The sequence below is a fragment of the Metabacillus mesotrionivorans genome (assembly GCF_052171315.1).
Taxonomy (GTDB): domain Bacteria; phylum Bacillota; class Bacilli; order Bacillales; family Bacillaceae; genus Bacillus_P.
This window is the reverse complement of the sequence record NZ_JBQMFF010000004.1, coordinates 343,188-361,509: the sequence shown is the minus strand read 5'-3', so window position 1 is coordinate 361,509 and position 18,322 is coordinate 343,188. Positions and strand designations below refer to the sequence as shown.

The 18,322-nt window shown below is 46.6% G+C and carries 16 protein-coding genes, 1 other RNA gene and 2 other annotated features (1 of these 19 running past the window's edge); of the genes, 2 read left to right on the top strand and 15 right to left on the bottom strand.

Annotated elements, in window-relative coordinates:
* Positions 1-198 (bottom strand) — a binding site (T-box leader) (it extends 11 nt beyond the left edge of the window).
* A gap of 45 nt (positions 199-243) precedes the next feature.
* From ACTSEZ_RS14010 to ACTSEZ_RS13970, 9 genes are all read right to left on the bottom strand, one after another.
* Positions 244-1,305: an AI-2E family transporter gene (locus ACTSEZ_RS14010; protein WP_369734780.1), complete on the bottom strand. Its 1,062-nt coding sequence runs from the start codon at positions 1,303-1,305 to the stop codon at positions 244-246.
* A 922-nt stretch (positions 1,306-2,227) separates the two neighbouring features.
* The gene (locus ACTSEZ_RS14005; RefSeq protein ID WP_029279465.1) at positions 2,228-2,419 is read right to left on the bottom strand and encodes a YrzR-like zinc ribbon domain; all 192 of its coding nucleotides are present in this window, start codon (positions 2,417-2,419) and stop codon (positions 2,228-2,230) included.
* A 14-nt stretch (positions 2,420-2,433) separates the two neighbouring features.
* Positions 2,434-2,934 carry a PRC-barrel domain-containing protein gene (locus tag ACTSEZ_RS14000; protein ID WP_081414170.1) on the bottom strand — a complete coding sequence of 167 codons (501 nt, stop codon included), beginning with the start codon at positions 2,932-2,934 and terminating at the stop codon, positions 2,434-2,436.
* Positions 2,935-2,936: 2 nt separating this feature from the next.
* Complete coding sequence (gene recD2, locus ACTSEZ_RS13995) at positions 2,937-5,312, bottom strand: SF1B family DNA helicase RecD2 (RefSeq protein ID WP_369734779.1); 2,376 nt, start codon at positions 5,310-5,312, stop codon at positions 2,937-2,939.
* A gap of 15 nt (positions 5,313-5,327) precedes the next feature.
* Positions 5,328-5,981 (bottom strand): tetratricopeptide repeat protein, encoded by a 654-nt coding sequence (locus tag ACTSEZ_RS13990; RefSeq protein ID WP_369734778.1) that lies wholly within the window; start codon positions 5,979-5,981, stop codon positions 5,328-5,330.
* Between the two features lie 69 nt (positions 5,982-6,050).
* Positions 6,051-7,166: a tRNA 2-thiouridine(34) synthase MnmA gene (gene mnmA, locus ACTSEZ_RS13985; protein WP_369734776.1), complete on the bottom strand. Its 1,116-nt coding sequence runs from the start codon at positions 7,164-7,166 to the stop codon at positions 6,051-6,053.
* A gap of 23 nt (positions 7,167-7,189) precedes the next feature.
* A complete protein-coding gene (locus tag ACTSEZ_RS13980; RefSeq protein ID WP_369734775.1) occupies positions 7,190-8,329 on the bottom strand; it encodes a cysteine desulfurase family protein in 1,140 nt (379 codons plus the stop codon).
* 14 nt (positions 8,330-8,343) lie between these two features.
* Positions 8,344-8,760, bottom strand: coding sequence for a cysteine metabolism transcriptional regulator CymR (gene cymR / locus ACTSEZ_RS13975; protein ID WP_029279454.1), 417 nt, complete (start codon positions 8,758-8,760; stop codon positions 8,344-8,346).
* Positions 8,761-8,778: 18 nt separating this feature from the next.
* Complete coding sequence (locus ACTSEZ_RS13970; RefSeq protein WP_369734774.1) at positions 8,779-9,444, bottom strand: YczE/YyaS/YitT family protein; 666 nt, start codon at positions 9,442-9,444, stop codon at positions 8,779-8,781.
* A gap of 166 nt (positions 9,445-9,610) precedes the next feature.
* On the opposite strand from ACTSEZ_RS13970, the gene ACTSEZ_RS13965 reads away from it, so the two are divergent.
* A complete protein-coding gene (locus tag ACTSEZ_RS13965; protein WP_369734773.1) occupies positions 9,611-10,873 on the top strand; it encodes a replication-associated recombination protein A in 1,263 nt (420 codons plus the stop codon).
* Positions 10,874-10,936: 63 nt separating this feature from the next.
* On the opposite strand, the gene ACTSEZ_RS13960 is transcribed toward ACTSEZ_RS13965, so the two are convergent.
* The 5 genes from ACTSEZ_RS13960 to ACTSEZ_RS13940 form a co-directional block, all read right to left on the bottom strand.
* Positions 10,937-11,698, bottom strand: coding sequence for a tRNA threonylcarbamoyladenosine dehydratase (locus ACTSEZ_RS13960; RefSeq protein WP_369734771.1), 762 nt, complete (start codon positions 11,696-11,698; stop codon positions 10,937-10,939).
* Between the two features lie 388 nt (positions 11,699-12,086).
* A non-coding RNA gene (gene ssrS, locus ACTSEZ_RS13955) (6S RNA) lies at positions 12,087-12,275 on the bottom strand.
* 62 nt (positions 12,276-12,337) lie between these two features.
* Positions 12,338-14,116, bottom strand: coding sequence for an aspartate--tRNA ligase (aspS, locus tag ACTSEZ_RS13950; protein WP_369734770.1), 1,779 nt, complete (start codon positions 14,114-14,116; stop codon positions 12,338-12,340).
* Positions 14,117-14,135: 19 nt separating this feature from the next.
* Complete coding sequence (hisS, locus tag ACTSEZ_RS13945; protein ID WP_369734769.1) at positions 14,136-15,398, bottom strand: histidine--tRNA ligase; 1,263 nt, start codon at positions 15,396-15,398, stop codon at positions 14,136-14,138.
* 56 nt (positions 15,399-15,454) lie between these two features.
* Positions 15,455-15,689: a binding site (T-box leader), on the bottom strand.
* A gap of 56 nt (positions 15,690-15,745) precedes the next feature.
* Complete coding sequence (locus tag ACTSEZ_RS13940) at positions 15,746-15,919, bottom strand: hypothetical protein (RefSeq protein WP_369734768.1); 174 nt, start codon at positions 15,917-15,919, stop codon at positions 15,746-15,748.
* Between the two features lie 135 nt (positions 15,920-16,054).
* Between ACTSEZ_RS13940 and ACTSEZ_RS13935 the strand changes: the two genes are divergently transcribed.
* Positions 16,055-17,785 (top strand): N-acetylmuramoyl-L-alanine amidase family protein, encoded by a 1,731-nt coding sequence (locus tag ACTSEZ_RS13935; RefSeq protein ID WP_369734767.1) that lies wholly within the window; start codon positions 16,055-16,057, stop codon positions 17,783-17,785.
* A 78-nt stretch (positions 17,786-17,863) separates the two neighbouring features.
* Here ACTSEZ_RS13935 and dtd read toward each other — a convergent pair whose 3' ends face one another.
* A complete protein-coding gene (gene dtd / locus ACTSEZ_RS13930) occupies positions 17,864-18,307 on the bottom strand; it encodes a D-aminoacyl-tRNA deacylase (protein ID WP_369734765.1) in 444 nt (147 codons plus the stop codon).
* Positions 18,308-18,322: the final 15 nt, after the last annotated feature.

Below are 18,322 nucleotides of genomic sequence, written 5' to 3'. Positions count from 1 at the left end.
GAGATTGCTCGCGGTACCACCCTGATTATAGACATACTAGTCCATCACTTCATTAAAACCGTAACGTGGTTTCACCGGCAGGGTTTGCCTGCACTCCGGAATAGCCTTCTGTTTCCCTTCACCTCAGAGCTCTCTCAGCGTACAAGCCCCTCTCTTATCAGATGGTCTGAAACATACTCGTTCCTTCATCGTTTTCCTATTTGCGCTTTATACGCTGAATTATAGTTTAACGCCAACCCATTGTCAATGCTGTCTTCTCAGCTGCGTGAGATGCATGAGTGTGACTTTCAGCACTGCAAGCACAGGAACAGCCAAAATCAGTCCAATGATACCGGCTATTTCACCACCCGCAAGCAAAGCAAGCATAATCACAATCGGATGCATGTGAAGACTTCTCCCGACGATCAGCGGACCGAGAATGTTCCCTTCAATAAACTGCAGCGTGAAAATAATGGCAGCAACAATCAAGACCGTATTTAGTGACATGGATGCTGCAATGATGACAGCCGGAATCGCTCCGATGACAGGCCCGAAATACGGGATAACGTTCGTAACCCCAATCAGAATTCCGATAACGAGCGGATACTTAATATCAAAAAACCAAAGAGAAACAAACGCAAGAAGTCCAATAATCACACAGACGAGCAGCTGACCTCTTATATAGCTGCCAAGCGACTGATCCACATCTCTGACAAATACAGAAGCCTCCGCTCTCCACCTTTTTGGAGTCAAATACCAGGCTGCTTTTTTCAGCTGTTCATAATCCTTCAGCATATAAAATACCAAAAAGGGAATCAGTGCGAAAACCAGAATGTAATCAACAGCCTTGCCGAGACTGCTCAGAATTTTATCAATCCAGTAAGAAAACCACGCTTCAATATTCTGGAATCCATCTTCAATCCGCGTGTGAATTTCATCAGGGAACCGGTCGGTCTGGGTGTGAACCATTTCCAGCCAGCCCTGGTATTTTTGCTCAAGCACAGGAAAACTGGCCGATAAATCCTTCAGCTGAATGATCATCACCGGAATGCCTTTATAGAGGCCGTAGCCCACCCCTCCAAAGAAAAGGGTGTAGATAATCAAGATGGAAAGTGTCCGGGGCACCCCTGTAGAGTGGAGTTTTTCAATGACCGGATGGAGCAAGTATGTAATAAAGCCTGCAATTAAAAAAGGGATCAGAACGGCCTTGAACATCATAAAAAAAGGATCCCATAAGACTCTCAGCTTTAATAAAAGAAAAACAGAAAGCAGGATCAGAAGGAATATCGCGATTCTAAACAGCCATTTCACATATCGTTCTCTCAAGTTGCATCCCCTCCTCGTCTTTAGTTTGGTGATGGAGGGGGGAATTATTCATGTGTGGGAAAGAATACGCCTGCTCATTATTATTAAGGTTGTTTCGTATACCCGTACCCTTTCGCTCCAATGGATATCCTATACTTACTAAGCTCCTTTTTATAGGGCAGCATTTTTCCTTTTTGGTACCCCATATTTCCAGGGCTCCTTTTTATAGGGCAGCATTTTCCCTTTTTGGTACCCCATATTTCCAGGGCTCCTTTTTATAGGGCAGCATTTTTCCTTTTTGGTTCCCTATATTTCCTCTGCTTCTTTTTATAGGGCAGCATTTTTCCTTTTTGGTACCCCATATTTCCGCCGCTCCTTTTTATAGGGCAGCATTTTTCCTTTTTGGTTCCCTATATTTCCTCTGCTTCTTTTTATAGGGCAGCATTTTTCCTTTTTGGTACCCCATATTTCCGCCGCTCCTTTTTATAGGGCAGCATTTTTCCTTTTTGGTTCCCTATATTTCCTCTGCTTCTTTTTATAGGGCAGCATTTTTCCTTTTTGGTACCCCATATTTCCACCGCTCCTTTTTATAGGGCAGCATTTTCCCTTTTTGGTACCCCATATTTCCAGGGCTTCTTTTTATAGGGCAGCATTTTTCCTTTTTGGTTCCCCATCTTTCCAGGGCTCCTTTTTATAGGGCAGCATTTTCCCTTTTTGGTACCCCATATTCCCGCTGCTTCTTTTTATAGTTATGCATGCCCTTTATTCAAAGGAAAAAGCAGCCAGGAGCCCTGACTGCTTTTCATCATGCGCGCATCAGAATAGTTTCTTGATGCGTTTTTTCATTTTTTTCATGTCCCGCTTTGAAACGGAAACACGTCCAAGTAAATCTGAAAGCATTGAGGTCATTCGCCGGTTCATACTCATTTCCCCCTTGCTGCGTTTACATGCTGATTGTTCGGTCATCATCTGAGAAAAGATCATCAAGAGAACTTAAGGAACCGTCCTCTTCCACCTGGTGGGTGAAAATCTGTCCTTTTGATACAGACAGCTCTATGAAGCATCCCCAGCAGTAATACTGGTTTACGCCGATTTTGCCTATATCTTTGCTTTTGCAATTCGGGCATTTCAACAATTTGGTGCACCTCGCTAATGAATAAAATCCATGACGATTGCATCTTTGCTGATCGTTAAAGTCCCTGGAGGATCAAGTTTCTTCTTTCCCTCCATCATGTCTGCAAAGAATCCGTCCGTCAGTTCATATGCTACAATGGTGCCCAAATGTTCAGAAAAATATACATCTGCGAGAAGACCAAGCTTCTCGCCCTCTGCAGAAAAAACCTCTTTGTATTGGATTCGGCGGCGTGATGTTAGGAAATAAGCTTCTCTGAATTCAGACAGCGATTTCAGCGTGCTTCTTCCTTTCATCATGATTCCGTCCTTGCCGATGGTGCAAATCGATTCACTCGGTACGATGCGCCCTTTTTTAAAAAAGCCTTTTTCATGCAGCAAAAGTCCGGTGAAACGGCCGTTTTTATCAAGGCATGCATCACATACATACCCTGCTATATACCCGTCTTCCAGATCGACTACAGGAAGGCCTCTGAGCTCTGTGAATGTCCGCAGGAGAAACTCCCCCTTTCCGAACACTCTTAGATTCTGCTGTCTTCCATAAAGTCATACGGGGTAATGCCTTCCATTCCGATCATGGCATCTGCCCCGCCGAATGGAAGCTCTGATTCGAGCTCCTGTTTTTCTTCCTGCTTTTGCGACAGCTTCATGCGAAGAGACGTCTGCCGGCTAAGATGATCGCGGTTTTCAATTCCCCGAAGAAGCGCATCCTGCTCGCCGCAGAGGATCAGAAACTGCTTGCTCCGGGTAATGGCTGTATAAATAAGGTTGCGCCTGAGCATCCGGTAATAGCTTTTGACAACCGGCACAACCACAATGGGAAATTCGCTGCCCTGGGATTTATGGATGGAGCAGCAGAACGCATGCGTAAACTGAGTAAAGTCTGATTTTGTATAAGTCACTTCATTTCCGTCGAATGAAATGACGATCATATCTTCTTTTTCCGTGTTTTCCTTTGCATAAAAGATGGATACAATCTCCCCGATATCCCCGTTGTACACATTGCTTTCAGGCTGATTGACAAGCTGAAGCACTTTATCGCCCGACCGGTACACCGTTTCTCCGAATTTCATTTCCCGTTTGCCGGATGATTTGGGATTGAACAGTTCCTGCAGCATCACGTTCAGCTGGTCTATGCCTGCAGGACCTCTGTACATAGGAGCAAGAACCTGCACATCGCGTGCGGTATACCCTTTTTTTATAGCATTGGCAATAACTTTTTCCACCACTTCCTTTACCTGCGTTCCGCTGCACCTGATAAAGGAACGGTCTTTCGTCGGGGAGGCAAGGTTTTCTGGCAGCCTCCCTTTTTTGATATCATGGGCAAGCTCAATGATGGACGACCCCTCTGCCTGTCTGTAAATATCCGTCAGGCGCACGACTGGAACGGCATCCGACTCAAGAAGATCCCGCAAAACCTGGCCGGGTCCAACAGAAGGCAGCTGATCTTCATCACCAACCATAATCACCTGAATCTGTTCAGGCAGGGCTTTAAAAAGCTGATGGGCAATCCAGGTATCCACCATGGACATTTCATCTACAATCAGAAGCTTGGCCCCAATCGGGTTGTCCTCGCCGTGGTCAAAGCCTTCTGCCCCGTTCCATTTAAGCAGCCTGTGAATCGTGACGGCAGGAAGTCCCGTCGCTTCTGTCATCCGCTTTGCAGCACGTCCGGTAGGCGCCACCAATGAAATGGGAAAAGGCTCTTCTTTTTTATAGTCCTTTGGGTCAAGAGAACACCCGTGCAGATCGGCATACAGCTCGACAATCCCCTTAATCACGGTCGTTTTTCCTGTTCCCGGTCCTCCTGTAAGAAGCAGCATCGGCGACATCAGAGCTGTCTGAATCGCCTCTTTTTGACTGGAAGCATACTGAACGTTCATCCGTTCCTCGAGGTTTCCAAGTGACAGGAGAAACTCTGACTCGGGAAAAAGGCTGTCATACTCCGTTTGCAGAAGAACCCGCTGAATGCTCTTCACAAGCCCCTGCTCCGCAAAATAGAGCGAAGGCAAGTACGTTCTGTCCTCTTCGATGATAATGCCTCTGTCTTCTGCAAGCTTAATAATCTGTTCTGAAATATCCGTTTCAATCACTCTCATGTCACTGGACTGATTCAGGAGATCCATTGCTTTTACAATAAGCTGTTCAGTTGAAACATATGTATGGCCTTCTTGAAGGCAAAGGTGTTCGATCGTGTAAAAGCAGGCTGCTTTGATTCGCTCGGGATGATTTCCCCCAAGCCCCATGCGGCCCCCAAGTTCATCTGCCCGCACAAAACCGATGCCTTCTATATCCTTTACGAGCTGAAACGGGTTTTCCTGGATGACCTGTACCGTTCTGTCCTGATAGGCCTGATAAATTTTCATGGACAATTGCGGGCCAAATCCGAGCTGGTTCAGGATAATCATGGCCTGTTCAAGTCCCTGGTGCTCCTTCAGCTGATCGAGCAGCAGTTTCGCCTTGTCTTTGCCAAGTTTCGGGACCTTATCAAGAAGGGATGGATCCTCCATCATTTTTGAAATGGCTCCTTCTCCAAGCTCGTCTACGATGGCTTCGGCCGTTTTTCTCCCTATACCTTTAAAAAGATCACTTGAGAGATACTGGATGACCCCGTCTCTCGTTTTAGGTATCTCTTTTCTGTAGTGCTCTGCCTGAAACTGCTGTCCGAATTTTGGATGCTGCGTGACCACCCCGAAGAAGGTGTATGTCTCATCTTCATGCAGAAGCGGAAAATAGCCTGTCACGGTCATCTCTTTTTGATCAATATTTTCGCTCGTTTCAAGAACCTCCGTCTTCAGGACGGTGTAATGATTCTGCTCATTCTGAAAAATAACCGTGATGATTTTCCCTTTTAGAAACCGTTCCTGTTCCTGAAACAGATCCGCCTGTTGCTGCACAAGATCTCCTCCCCGCTACATCTCTTGCAATAATTGTTTCAGATTGGCAGCCATCGCGTGACCGGGCTGAATCTCAAGCGCGCGCTCAAGCATTTGGAGCGCTTTTTCAGGTTTTTCCTTAAATGCATATCCAACGCCTAGATTGTAAAAAGCATCAGCATGTTGGGGGTCCTTCTCAGCCACAATGCCAAATTGCTTAATTGCTTCATCAAGCGCATCCTGCTGGGCAAGACAAAGAGCATACTGAAAACGCGCTTCTGTATCTTCTTCATTTAATTCTGCCGCTCTCTGCAAATAAGGAAGCGCCGGCAACGGCTGTTCCGTCACCACATAGCTCATCCCCAGCATGAAATAGACATCTGAGTTGTCCATCCCTTTTTGTATCGCTTTTACGAACATGTTTTTCGCCTGCTCATAGCGTTCCTGATCGTAATATACACTTCCTGCTCCGTAATAAGCCGTAGTTGCCTCTTCATCAAGCCCAATGGCTTTTTCAAAAAACGAAATCGCTTTTTCAGGTTCTCCCACAGCTGCAAGCAGGTTTCCGAAATTCACATAGCAAACTGCATCATTCGGATTTTCTTCAATGGCTTCCGAAAAAAATCCTGCCGCCTTTTCGAAATCGCCTTTTTGCATCGCTTCAATGCCCATTTTGTTTTTATCGCTCATCTTTGGCACTTCCTTTCTCTTTAAAAGAAAAACCTCAACCGTTGCTGTTGAGGTTTACATAAGTCTTCGTTATCCGACATACCAAATTTTATCATCTTTTTTAAACACTTCGTCAATGGTTCCGCCGCCAAGACACTCGTCTCCGTTATAGAAAACAACCGCCTGTCCAGGTGTAATGGCTCTTACCGGCTTATCGAAGATAACCTGTGCTGTTTCAGCATCCGTCATCTTAACCTGAACGGCATGATCTTCCTGACGGTATCTGAATTTAGCCGTGCATGTGACCGTGCCCTCAGGCATCTTTCCTGACACCCAGCTGATGCTTGTGGCAGTCAGAGAATCAGAATAAAGCAGATCATTGTCAAAGCCCTGATCAACGTAAAGAACATTTTTTTCAAGATCTTTGCCGATGACAAACCACGGATCTCCGCTTCCGCCGATGCCAAGGCCGTGGCGCTGGCCGATTGTATAATACATAAGTCCGTCATGCTTGCCTTTTACCTCTCCTGAAAGAGTCTGCATCAGGCCTGGCTGTGCAGGAAGATATCCGCTCAGGAATTCCTTGAAGTTCCGTTCCCCGATAAAGCAGATTCCTGTGCTGTCTTTTTTGGACGCTGTCGCAAGGCCCGCTTCTTTTGCAATCTCGCGGACTTTTGATTTTGGAATATTTCCAATCGGGAACATTACTTTGGAGAGCTGATCCTGCGTGAGCTGATTGAGGAAATACGTTTGATCTTTATTAGCATCTTCGCCTCTCAGCATTTTATATTCGCCGTCCCGGAATTCAACCTGCGCGTAGTGTCCTGTTGCAAGATAATCTGCTCCAAGTGAGATTGCATGCTCAAGAAACGCCTTGAATTTGATTTCCTTGTTGCACATGACATCGGGATTTGGCGTTCTTCCCGCTTTGTATTCATCCAGGAAATAAGTAAATACTTTGTCCCAATATTGCTTTTCAAAATTGACGGCATAATACGGAATGCCGATCTGATTGCAGACCTGAATGACATCATCATAGTCTTCAGTTGCCGTGCAGACGCCGTTTTCATCCGTATCATCCCAGTTTTTCATAAAGATGCCGATCACATCGTATCCCTGCTGTTTTAAAAGCAGTGCCGCAACGGAGGAATCGACTCCGCCTGACATCCCGACAACGACACGAGTGTCTTTAGGTGATTTTTGCATCTTTTCCACCTCCATAGTTCCTTCTAAGCTGTAAGCCGCTTTACAATGCGGGCTGTTTCGCGTGCTGTTTTTTCAATCTGTTCAAGTGTATTGCCGTAACCGAAGCTGAACCTTATGGATGCTTTTGTCCGCTCGTGATTGCCGTACATCGCTGTCAGCACATGCGAGGGTTCAATGGAACCTGCTGTGCAGGCAGAGCCGCTGGAAACGGCGATACCAGCAAGATCCATGTTTACAAGCATTGCCTCTACATTTGTTCCCGGGAAATAAAGGTTCAGCACATGAGGAAGACTCTCTTCAAGCGTTCCGTTCACTTCAAACGAAACCTCTTCTTCCTTCAGTACTTCCATTAATTTCAGTTTAAACTCTCTATATTGAGCAGCTTTCTCCTCTTTCGTTTTCAGAGCAAGCTCAGCTGCCGCCTTTAATCCATAAATGCCTGGAACATTTTCTGTTCCGGCGCGTCTTTTCAGTTCCTGTTCACCGCCGTAAGACTGCTGTTTAAGGGATATTCCTTCCCTCAGGTACAGGAATCCCGTGCCTTTCGGGCCGTTGATTTTGTGGCCGGAGGCAGAGAGCATATCAATTCCGCTCTCTTTCACATTGATGTCAAGAAGACCGTAAGCCTGAACGGCATCCGTATGAAAAAGAGCAGGATGGTTCCTTAGGATCGCTCCAATCTCCTGGACCGGCTGAACCGATCCTGTCTCATTGTTTCCGTACATGATCGTCACAAGAATCGTTTCAGGCTTCAGTGCTTTTTTCAATTCTTTGATGGATATGCTGCCGCCTGTGTCAACAGAGAGATAGGTAACCTCAAACCCCTGTTTTTCCAGATGCTTGCATGTATTTAAAACGGCATGGTGCTCAGCCTGAGTCGTAATAATATGATTCCCTTTATGCCGGTAAGCTGATGCAGCACCGAGAATTGCCATATTATCGGCTTCCGTGCCGCCGCTTGTGAAAATAATTTCCTTCGGTCTGGCATGAAGACTTGCCGCAATAGCAGTTCTCGCCTCATCAAGCACCCTTCTGCTTTCACGCCCGAACCCGTGGATGCTTGAAGGATTTCCAAATACATTCTGCATATGCGGAATCATTTGCTCAATCACAGCGGGATGCATGGGTGATGTTGCAGCATGATCCAAATAAATTCTATCCACAGTAAACCCACCTTTTAAATATAAAACATGTAAGATTCCTGCTCATCATCCGTATAATTTGCAAGATCTTCAAGTGTTGTGCTGTCCAGTACATCTTTGACGGCATCTCGTATCCTGACCCACAGATGACGCTTGGCAGGTTCTTCATCTTCCAGAACTTCAACGGGGCTTATAGGCCCTTCAAGCACGCGGATAATATCCCCTGACGTAATAGCTGCCGGTTCATTGCCGAGCACGTATCCCCCGTAGGCTCCGCGGATGCTTTTAACCAGTCCCGCATTGCGCAGTGGTGCAATCAGCTGCTCAAGATAGTGCTCAGACAGGTCATGCGTCTGGGCAATGCTCTTTAATGATGTCGGCCCTTCGCCGTGTTTTTTCGCAAGCTCAATCATAATAGTAAGACCGTAGCGGCCTTTCGTTGAAATCTTCATTCTTCCACCCCTATTTATCTAACTGACTTGTTGAACCCTTTGTCTTTTTTCTTCTGTTCTCAAAAGCAGGGCATCGGTTGCCTTCTGGCAATATGGCAGAGTAAAGCCGATAATATAGCCGATTGACAGCGTACAGACGATTGTGCCGAAAAAGACAGGGCCCCCAAGTGACCAGCCTATAAGCAAAACAATCACTTCAATGCTGCTTCTGATCCTTGATACCTTCATTCCCGTTTTTTCAACAAGGGCAAGCATGAGTGTATCACGCGGCCCCGCCCCGCAACCTGCTGATATATATAACCCGATGCCATACCCCATGACCAGAATGCCAAGAAGCAGCATTCCGATTTTCCCAGCATAGCCGGGAGGCGTCTGCAAAAACGGAATCATCATATATAAATCGATAAAAAGGCCAACTGTAAGCATATTTACAAACGCACCGGCCTGCGGCATCTTCTTTGTAAAAATGGATGACAGGAGAAGAATGCCTCCTCCTACAATAATTGCCCAAGATCCGATCGTTAAACCAAGCTGATAATACAATCCTATATGAAGAACATCCCACGGCGATGTGCCGAGGTCTGCTTTAATGGTCAGCACAATGCCGAAAGCCATGATGAGGAGTCCGGTAAAATAAATACTCCATCTCACTCTCAGCTCAGCAAGTGATTTCCCTGGACGCATACGTTCCAACGCCGCCTTTCAGTCAACACCGTTTTCATTAAAATGAACCTAAGCCATTATAGCATATTTCCTATTACCCGAGCATTCAAATTGACTTATTAAGCATTTGGGAAGACAAATTGGTATACTGGAATGAAAGAGCTTGAACCACCCGGGAGTGATGGAAATGAAACCACTGGCATTCAGAATGAGGCCGGAATCAATTGATGAAATCATCGGACAGGAGCACCTGGTCGGCAAAGGCAAAATGATCGAGCGGATGGTTAAAGCACGGCACCTCAGCTCCATGATTTTGTACGGACCGCCCGGAATCGGCAAAACGTCCATAGCCACAGCCATAGCAGGAAGCACCAATACAGCTTTCAGAAAACTGAATGCTGTTGTAAATAATAAAAAAGACATGGAAATCGTTGCAGAAGAAGCCAAGATGTCGGGCAAAGTCATTTTGATTCTTGACGAGGTTCACCGCCTCGATAAAGCCAAACAGGATTTTCTCCTTCCTTATCTTGAGGACGGAAAAATCATTTTAATCGGAGCAACCACGAGCAACCCTTATCACGCCATTAATCCTGCAATCAGAAGCAGATGCCAGATCTTTGAGCTGAAGCCGCTTGAAGCGGACGACATTAAAAAAGCTCTGATCAGAGCCCTGTCGGACGACAAAAAGGGGCTTGCTAAGTACAGGGCAGAAGTGGCAGACGACGCGCTCGATCATTTCGCCTCAAGCTGTGCAGGCGATGTAAGATCGGCATTGAATGCACTTGAACTTGCCGTCATTTCATCTGAACCGGATGATGAGGGCATCATCCGCATTGATCTGAAAACCGCTGAGGAGTGCCTTCAGAAAAAAAGCTTTGTGCATGACAAGGACGGAGATGCCCACTACGACGTGCTCTCTGCTTTTCAAAAATCGATCAGAGGGTCTGATGTGAATGCAGCTCTTCATTATCTCGGAAGACTGATTGAAGCAGGGGACCTGATCAGCATTAACCGAAGACTGCTCGTCATCGCCTATGAAGATATCGGCCTTGCAAGCCCGCAGGCAGGAGCAAGAACACTTGCCGCCATTGAAGCAACAGAACGCCTTGGCCTGCCTGAAGCAAGAATACCTCTTGCAAATGCAGTGATCGAACTGTGCCTCTCGCCAAAATCAAACTCGGCCTACAAAGCACTCGATGCAGCCCTTGCCGATATCCGTTCAGGCAAAAGCGGAGAAGTGCCTGATCACTTAAAAGATGCCCATTACAAAGGTGCAGGCAAACTGGGCCGGGGCATCGACTACAAATATCCGCATGACTATGAAAACGGGTGGGTCAAACAGCAGTACCTCCCCGACTCCTTAAAAAAGAAAAAATACTACGAGCCAAAACAGACAGGGAAATTTGAGCTGTCTCTTGCCCAGATTTATGAAAAGCTGATGAGGAACTAATGCAGAATAAAAATAAGCAGGCAGGAAAACGTCCGTTTTCCTGCCTGCTTTCTTTTTTAACTATTAACCGTTTACCCGTGTAATTTTAATATCTTTCAGAAGATCCATGATAACGTGACCGCCCATGATCAGCCCTGCAACGGAAGGTACCCATGCATTGGATGAAGGCGGCATTTTAGCCTTGCGGATTTGCGCAGCGTCATTCCCTACCTTTACCCGGACATCTTCGCGGATCACAATCGGACTTTCATCAGAAAACACCACTTTAATCCCTTTTCGGATGCCTTCTTTGCGGAGACGGGTGCGGATGACCTTCGCAATCGGGTCTGTGTGGGTTTTTGAAATGTCTTCAATCTTAAATCTCGTCGGATCGGTTTTATTGGCGGCGCCCATGCTTGAGATGATCGGAATCTCTCTTCTCAGACACTCTTTCATCAGATGGATCTTATACGAAATCGTATCAGAAGCATCAATCACATAATCAAGCCCGTAGCTGAAAAACTCTTCATACGTTTCTTCCGTATAGAACATCTTCAGTGCGATGACGTCACAATCGGGATTGATTTCTTTAATTCTGTCTCGCATCAGATCCGCTTTTGGCTTCCCTACAGTCGACACAAGCGCATGAATCTGGCGGTTTACATTTGTGATATCCACATCATCTTTATCAACAAGCACAATCCGTCCCACTCCGGAACGTGCAAGAGCCTCTGCCGAAAACGATCCGACTCCGCCGATTCCAAGAACTGCAACCGTGCTGTTTTTTAAAATTTCAATACCTTCTTTTCCAATCGCAAGTTCATTGCGTGAAAATTGATTCAGCAATCCTCTCAACTCCATTTATAGAATCCATGTCAGTATTTTTCCTGAAAATGAATATATCATACTTTCGCTGAAAAACAAGAGGGAATTCTTAAACGGTCGGTATCAAACAGTGGATTGAGAGACTTCATGCGGCGTGGAGGGTCATATCTCGCCCCATTTGTGACCTTCAGGACTTCCACTCCGGCGTGAAGGGTCATTTCCCCGTCCTATTGCGACCTTCAGGACCTCCACTCCGGCGTGAAGGGTCATATCTCGTCCCCTTTGCGACTCTCCTCCTGTGTGCAGGTGCATACATTACAGCTTTAAAAGTTAAAACACTTCAAGCAGATACTAAAAACAAAAAGCCTCCACAAGCAAATGCTCATGAAGGCTGTACGTTCTATTCGGCAGAAGTCCCAATTGTGCCGTCGCGGCTATCTTGGTTTTGAACCCGCTCACAGCAGGTGGGTGTCCTGTTCCACGGATGATAAGTCCTCTGATCGAATGATGAGGCATTTACACCGCAATGGAAACTTGAACTCCCGGATCAAGTAATGTTGGATCAAAACTAAGTGTACGACGTACACATCAGGACTTCTTTTTATCTTGTAAAAAGATTACCACATTGGAACGGTCTTTTCAAGCAATTCCAAGTAGGCATTATTCACCCTTTTTAAGCTTAAGGTCAAGGTTAAGGTCGTTCAGCTGGGCTGTGCTGACCTCGCTTGGCGCATGTGTGAGAAGGTCGCTTGCGCTTGCTGTTTTAGGGAATGCAATCGTGTCGCGAAGGTTCGTTCTGCCTGCAAGCAGCATGACGAGACGGTCAAGACCAAGAGCGATTCCGCCGTGCGGAGGCGTTCCGTATTCAAACGCTTCAAGCAGGAATCCGAACTGCTCCGTCGCTTCCTCTTCTGAGAAGCCGAGCATTTTGAACATTTTCTGCTGAACATCTCTTTCAAAAATACGGATGCTTCCTCCGCCAAGCTCATAACCGTTAAGTACGAGGTCATAAGCCTGTGCTTTCATTGCTGCCGGATTGGTTTCAAACAGCTCCAGGTCCTCGCGTGCAGGCATTGTGAACGGATGATGGGCTGCGAAATAGCGCTGTGCTTCCTCGTCGTACTCAAGCAGCGGCCAGTCAATGACCCACAGGAAGTTGAATTTGCTCTCATCAATCATGCCAAGCTCTTTCCCAAGTTTGAGGCGAAGGGCGCCAAGGGCATCTGCCACAACTGATTTCTTGTCTGCAACAAACAGCAGCAAATCTCCGGCTTCTGCTTCGGTGACCGTTCTTAATGCAGCCTGCTCTTCTTCACCGAAGAATTTTGAAATCGGGCCTTTCAGCTCCTGTTCTTCTGCTTTCAGCCATGCAAGTCCTTTTGCTCCGTACTGGGAAACAAACTCTGTTAAAGCATCAATGTCTTTGCGGGAATAAGTTGCGGCCGCGCCTTTTACATTGATGGCCTTCACTTCTCCGCCGTTCCCGACAGCGCCGCTGAACACTTTAAAGCCGCTGTCTTTTACAAGCTCAGAAACATTTACGAGTTCAAGGCCGAAGCGTGTATCCGGTTTGTCCGAACCATAGCGTCCCATCGCTTCGTCATACGTCATGCGCGGAAGCGGAAGGGCAAGCTCCACACCTTTTGTTTCTTTCATGATGCGGGACATCATTTTTTCCATCAGTCCCATGATTTCGTCCTGGCTCATAAAGGACATTTCAATATCCACCTGAGTGAATTCAGGCTGGCGGTCTGCACGCAGGTCTTCATCGCGGAAGCAGCGGGCAATCTGATAATAACGGTCGAAGCCTGAAACCATCAACAGCTGTTTGAAAATCTGCGGTGACTGTGGAAGAGCGTAAAACTCTCCTTCATGTACACGGCTCGGCACAAGATAGTCGCGCGCTCCTTCAGGCGTGCTTTTAGTCAGAATCGGTGTTTCAACGTCAAGGAATCCGTTCTCGTCCAGGAAATTGCGGATTGACTTGGACACATTGTGGCGCATTTTAAACGTATCCAGCAGGGCCGGTCTTCTAAGGTCCAGATAGCGGTATTTTAACCGCACATCCTCTGAAACCTCTTCAGACTTATCTTCAATCAGGAAAGGCGGGTTTTTTGCTGCATTGATGATTTCAGCTTTCTCTACCATGATTTCGATTTTGCCAGTTGCAATGTTTGGATTAACCGTTCCTTCAGAACGCGCTGCGACTGTTCCTTCGATGTCGAGGACGTATTCGCTGCGGGCTTTTTCTGCAATTTTCAGCGCTTCCTCTGAAACTTCAGGATTCACGACAATCTGCACGATGCCCGTTCTGTCTCTCAGATCAATAAAGATCAGGCCGCCAAGGTCGCGGCGTTTTTGCACCCAGCCTTTTAGTGTTACTTTTTCTCCGATTGCTGCTTCTGTTACTTCGCCGCAATAATATGTTCGTCCAAACATCATTTCTCTCTCCTTTTGACTATCCTTTTATATACGCTGCAAGGTCATGCAGGGAAATTTCTTTCTGTTCGCCTGATTCCATGTTTTTAACAGAAATCATGTTCTTTTCAAGCTCATCTTCGCCAAGCACGGCTACGTATCTTGCGTTAAAACGGTCTGCCGCTTTAAATTGAGCCTTCATTTTTTTATCATCATAATCCTTCTCAGCTGTCAGCCCCGCTTTGCGCAGCTCATATACAAGAGATACAGAACGGTCTTTCGGCTTGTCGCCAAGCGTCACGACAAAGCAGTCAATCGACTGGTCTACAGGCAGTTCCACGCCTTCTGCATCAAGAGCTGCGAGCAGGCGTTCAATGCTTAGAGCAAAGCCGATGCCGGGCGTTTCCGGTCCGCCGATTTCCTGGACGAGGCCGTTGTATCTTCCGCCGCCGCAAAGGGTCGTAATAGCGCCGAACCCTTCTGCATCGCTCATGATTTCAAACGCAGTGTGATTATAATAATCAAGACCGCGCACAAGATTCGGATCGACTGTAAAATCGATTCCAAGGTCTGTTAAGTATGCCTGAACCTTTTCAAAATAAGCGCGGGACTCATCGTTCAGATAATCCATAATGGAGGGAGCAGTTTTCATCAATTCATGATCACGGTCTGTTTTGCAGTCAAGAATGCGAAGCGGATTTTGCGTCAGTCTTTTTTGGCAGTCTGAGCAGAACTCCCCGATTCTAGGCTCGAAGTGCGCAATTAATGCTTCCTTGTGAGCTTTTCTGCTGTCAGCATCTCCAAGGCTGTTAATGATCAGCTTCAGTTTCTTCAGTCCAACAGCGCGGTAAAGCTCCATTGCAAGGGAAATGACTTCTGCATCCATAGCTGGATTGCTGCTTCCGAGAGCTTCCACCCCGAATTGCACAAACTGGCGGAAACGGCCGGTCTGAGGACGTTCGTATCTGAACATCGGTCCAATGTAATACAGCTTTGTCGGCTGTGCAGGCTGTGCGTACAGTTTTTTCTCAACGAATGCGCGGACTGTTGAAGCCGTTCCTTCAGGACGAAGCGTAATATTTCTTCCTTTACGGTCCTGGAACGTGTACATTTCCTTTTGAACGATGTCCGTTGATTCGCCTACTCCCCTCTGGAACAGCTCAGTGTGTTCAAAAACGGGTGTGCGGATTTCCTTGTATTGATACAATTTGCATATTTCACGTGCTGTATTTTCAATATACTGCCAGCGTTCAACTTCTCCAGGCAGAATATCCTGCGTGCCTCTCGGTATTTGAAATGCCATGTTAGATTCCTCCGATTTTTTCAAAAAATAAAAAAACTCCCGCCCCTACATAAAAATGTAGGGACGAGAGTTTGTATCCCGTGGTGCCACCCTAGTTGAAGCAAAAAAGACTGCTCCCGCTCAAAGACAGTTAACGCCTGTCACGTTCTCCTCCTACTAGATGCAAGGCCGTTCAGAGGGAAACCTAGAGAGTGTTCTCTTCATCAAGTCATCATGGGAAAGCTTACAGCCAAGGCTTTCCTTCTCTGGTCATGTGTCATCCTGATTACTCTTCTCCGTCATCGGTTCTGATTATGTAATTCCAGTTAAGATTTATATACTATCATACGAATGTTCCGCAACTTGTGTCAAGAGCGATTTACCCGTTTTTTCAATTTCTTTGCTTCTTTTGCGTTCAGACCGTACTCTCCAGCGAGTTCATACAGGTTAGAATGCTGATCCTTCGTCAGTTCCCGTGAATTCACTCCGAATATATCATGATTATTATAATGCGATCCTTCGCTTTTATCACTGTGCCTCATTTTTTTCTCCTTTACAGCAACTGTCTTTTCTCTAGTCTTTCCTGTTTAGCGAAAAAATATATCAAATGTCACAAGGGATATCCGATATAATAAAAGAATCTTTAAAAGGTTAATCAAAAAAAGGAGGACCGGTCATTGTTTCGAAAAATTCTATATCCCGTCATTTGTGCACTGCTGCTTTTAAGCCAGCTGCAAATGATGCCGGGAACTGCGTCAGCTGAAACGCAAAAAGCTGTAATCGCAGCGGACGGCCTTAATATCCGAAACGGTCCGGGTTTAAGCTATCCGGTCATCGCAAGTGTAAAAAAAGGGGCTGTCTACAGCATTACGGACGAGAGCAAAGGCTGGTATGAACTGCAATTATCAGGCGGAAACAAAGGATGGGTTGCCTCTTGGCTTGTTACCCTTCAAAATAAATCCGCAGCTTCAAAAGAAAGCAATTCAGACGGCACGGTCATGTCGAATGCTGAGGATCTCAGAATCAGAAGCGGTCCCGGAACAAGCTTTCAAGTGACCGGCACCTTCGACAAAGGAAAAAAAGCATCATTCGTGCAGCAAAACGCCAATTGGGTCGAAATTTCCTTTGGTGGTCAGCGAGGCTGGGTTTCAAGCCAGTTTGTCACCATCAGCAAGAAAACACAGACAGCTCCCCCATCTTCATCCGGTACGAAAACAGGAAAGGTAAAGGCAACCTCACTGAATGTGCGGAATAAGCCATCCACCTCGGCTTCAACCATTGGAAGCCTGAAGAAACATGCTTCTGTTTCGATTACGGGAACCGATGGCGAGTGGCTGGAGATCCGTTATAACGGCCAAAGAGGATGGGTACATAGCGATTTCATTTCAACTGAAACCGAAAAACAGACACAAAAAACCGGACAGACAGGAAAAGTCACGGCAAGCTCCCTGAATGTCAGAAGCAGCGGCAGCCTGAACGGAAAAGTCATCGGGTCTGTTGCCAAAAACACACAGGTCACCATTCTTGAATCAGCAAACAGCTGGCTTCATATTCAGTATTCAGGCAGCAAAAAAGGATGGGTTTCAAGTTCCTATGTTTCCCTTTCATCAAAGGGAAAAACAGAAGAGAACAAAAGCGGCACATCAAAAGTCAGCATTCTGCAAAACGGCACGAATATCCGCAAAGGACCGTCCACAAATGAAAAGATTGTTAGACGGGCCAATGCAGGCGAGCAATTTTCTGTTGTCAGTAAAGTTGGAGACTGGTATAAAATCCAGCTTTCCGGCAGCACAACAGGATATGTAGCAGGCTGGGTTGTGTCTTCATCAGGCAGCTCCGTATCAAGGCCCGGCGGAGATGTGACGTCTTATTTGAAAAACAAAACGGTCGTTCTTGACCCTGGTCACGGCGGACGTGATGGCGGGGCCATCGGAACGAGGGGTACCCTTGAGAAAGATTTGACCATGTCTACTGCAAAACTTGTGTACGACAAACTGAAAGCATCAGGTGCCGATGTTCATCTGACACGCAGCAGCGACAGCTACATCAGCCTCAGCTCTCGGGTCAGCACCGCTCACTACCGGGATGCAGATGCATTTATCAGCCTTCACTTTGACAGCATCGAAAACCGGAGCGTACACGGAATGACAACTTATTATTACAGCTCATCAAAAGACAAGCCCCTTGCCTCTCCCGTTCATGATGAACTGCTGAAGCAGGCTAGGCTTAAAGACCGCGGCACCAAATTCGGAGACTATCACGTCATCCGTGAAAACAGACAGCCGGCAGTCCTGCTTGAACTTGGCTATGTGAGCAACAGCGCTGAAGAACTCACCGTCAGCTCAGGCTCCTACCAGGAACGGGTTGCACAGGGCATCTATTACGGATTGGCCCAGTACTTCAAATAACAGCAAAACACCATCCAGGACGCCTGGGTGGTGTTTTGGCTTTTATAAGCAAAAAAAATGCCGGGTCTCCCCCGGCATTCAGCTTTTTGATTCTAATATCAGCGTAACCGGACCGACGTTTGTAAATGTCACGTCCATCATGGCGCCAAACTCTCCGGTTTGAACGCTGATGCCCTTATCACGCAGCTTCTGGTTGAAATAATCATAGAGCGGCTGTGCGTGATCGGGTTTTGCTGCAGCCATAAAGTTCGGCCTTCTCCCTTTTCTGCAGTCACCGTAAAGCGTGAACTGAGAAATCGACAGGACCTCGCCGCCAACGTCCAGCAGGGAAAGATTCATCTTATCATCGTCATCTTCAAACACTCTGAGATTGGCCACTTTTTCTGCAAGGTAATCTGCATCCTGCTCATCATCATCATGCGTGACGCCGACCAGAAGCATGAACCCCTGTCCAATTTTTCCAACTGTGTCATTTTTGACTTTCACTTCTGCATCTTTAGCGCGCTGTAAAACAATTTTCAAACCGAACGAACCCTT

Bases quoted from the DNA above. Each gene is read 5' to 3' on its own strand.
- ACTSEZ_RS13940 (WP_369734768.1), bottom strand. From the start codon at position 15,919: ATGAGGCACAGTGATAAAAGCGAAGGATCGCATTATAATAATCATGAT.
- aspS (WP_369734770.1), bottom strand. From the start codon at position 14,116: ATGTTTGGACGAACATATTATTGCGGCGAAGTAACAGAAGCAGCAATC.
- ACTSEZ_RS13970 (WP_369734774.1), bottom strand. From the start codon at position 9,444: ATGCGTCCAGGGAAATCACTTGCTGAGCTGAGAGTGAGATGGAGTATT.
- ACTSEZ_RS13965 (WP_369734773.1), top strand. From the start codon at position 9,611: ATGAAACCACTGGCATTCAGAATGAGGCCGGAATCAATTGATGAAATC.
- cymR (WP_029279454.1), bottom strand. From the start codon at position 8,760: ATGAAGATTTCAACGAAAGGCCGCTACGGTCTTACTATTATGATTGAG.
- ACTSEZ_RS13990 (WP_369734778.1), bottom strand. From the start codon at position 5,981: ATGAGCGATAAAAACAAAATGGGCATTGAAGCGATGCAAAAAGGCGAT.
- mnmA (WP_369734776.1), bottom strand. From the start codon at position 7,166: ATGCAAAAATCACCTAAAGACACTCGTGTCGTTGTCGGGATGTCAGGC.
- hisS (WP_369734769.1), bottom strand. From the start codon at position 15,398: ATGGCATTTCAAATACCGAGAGGCACGCAGGATATTCTGCCTGGAGAA.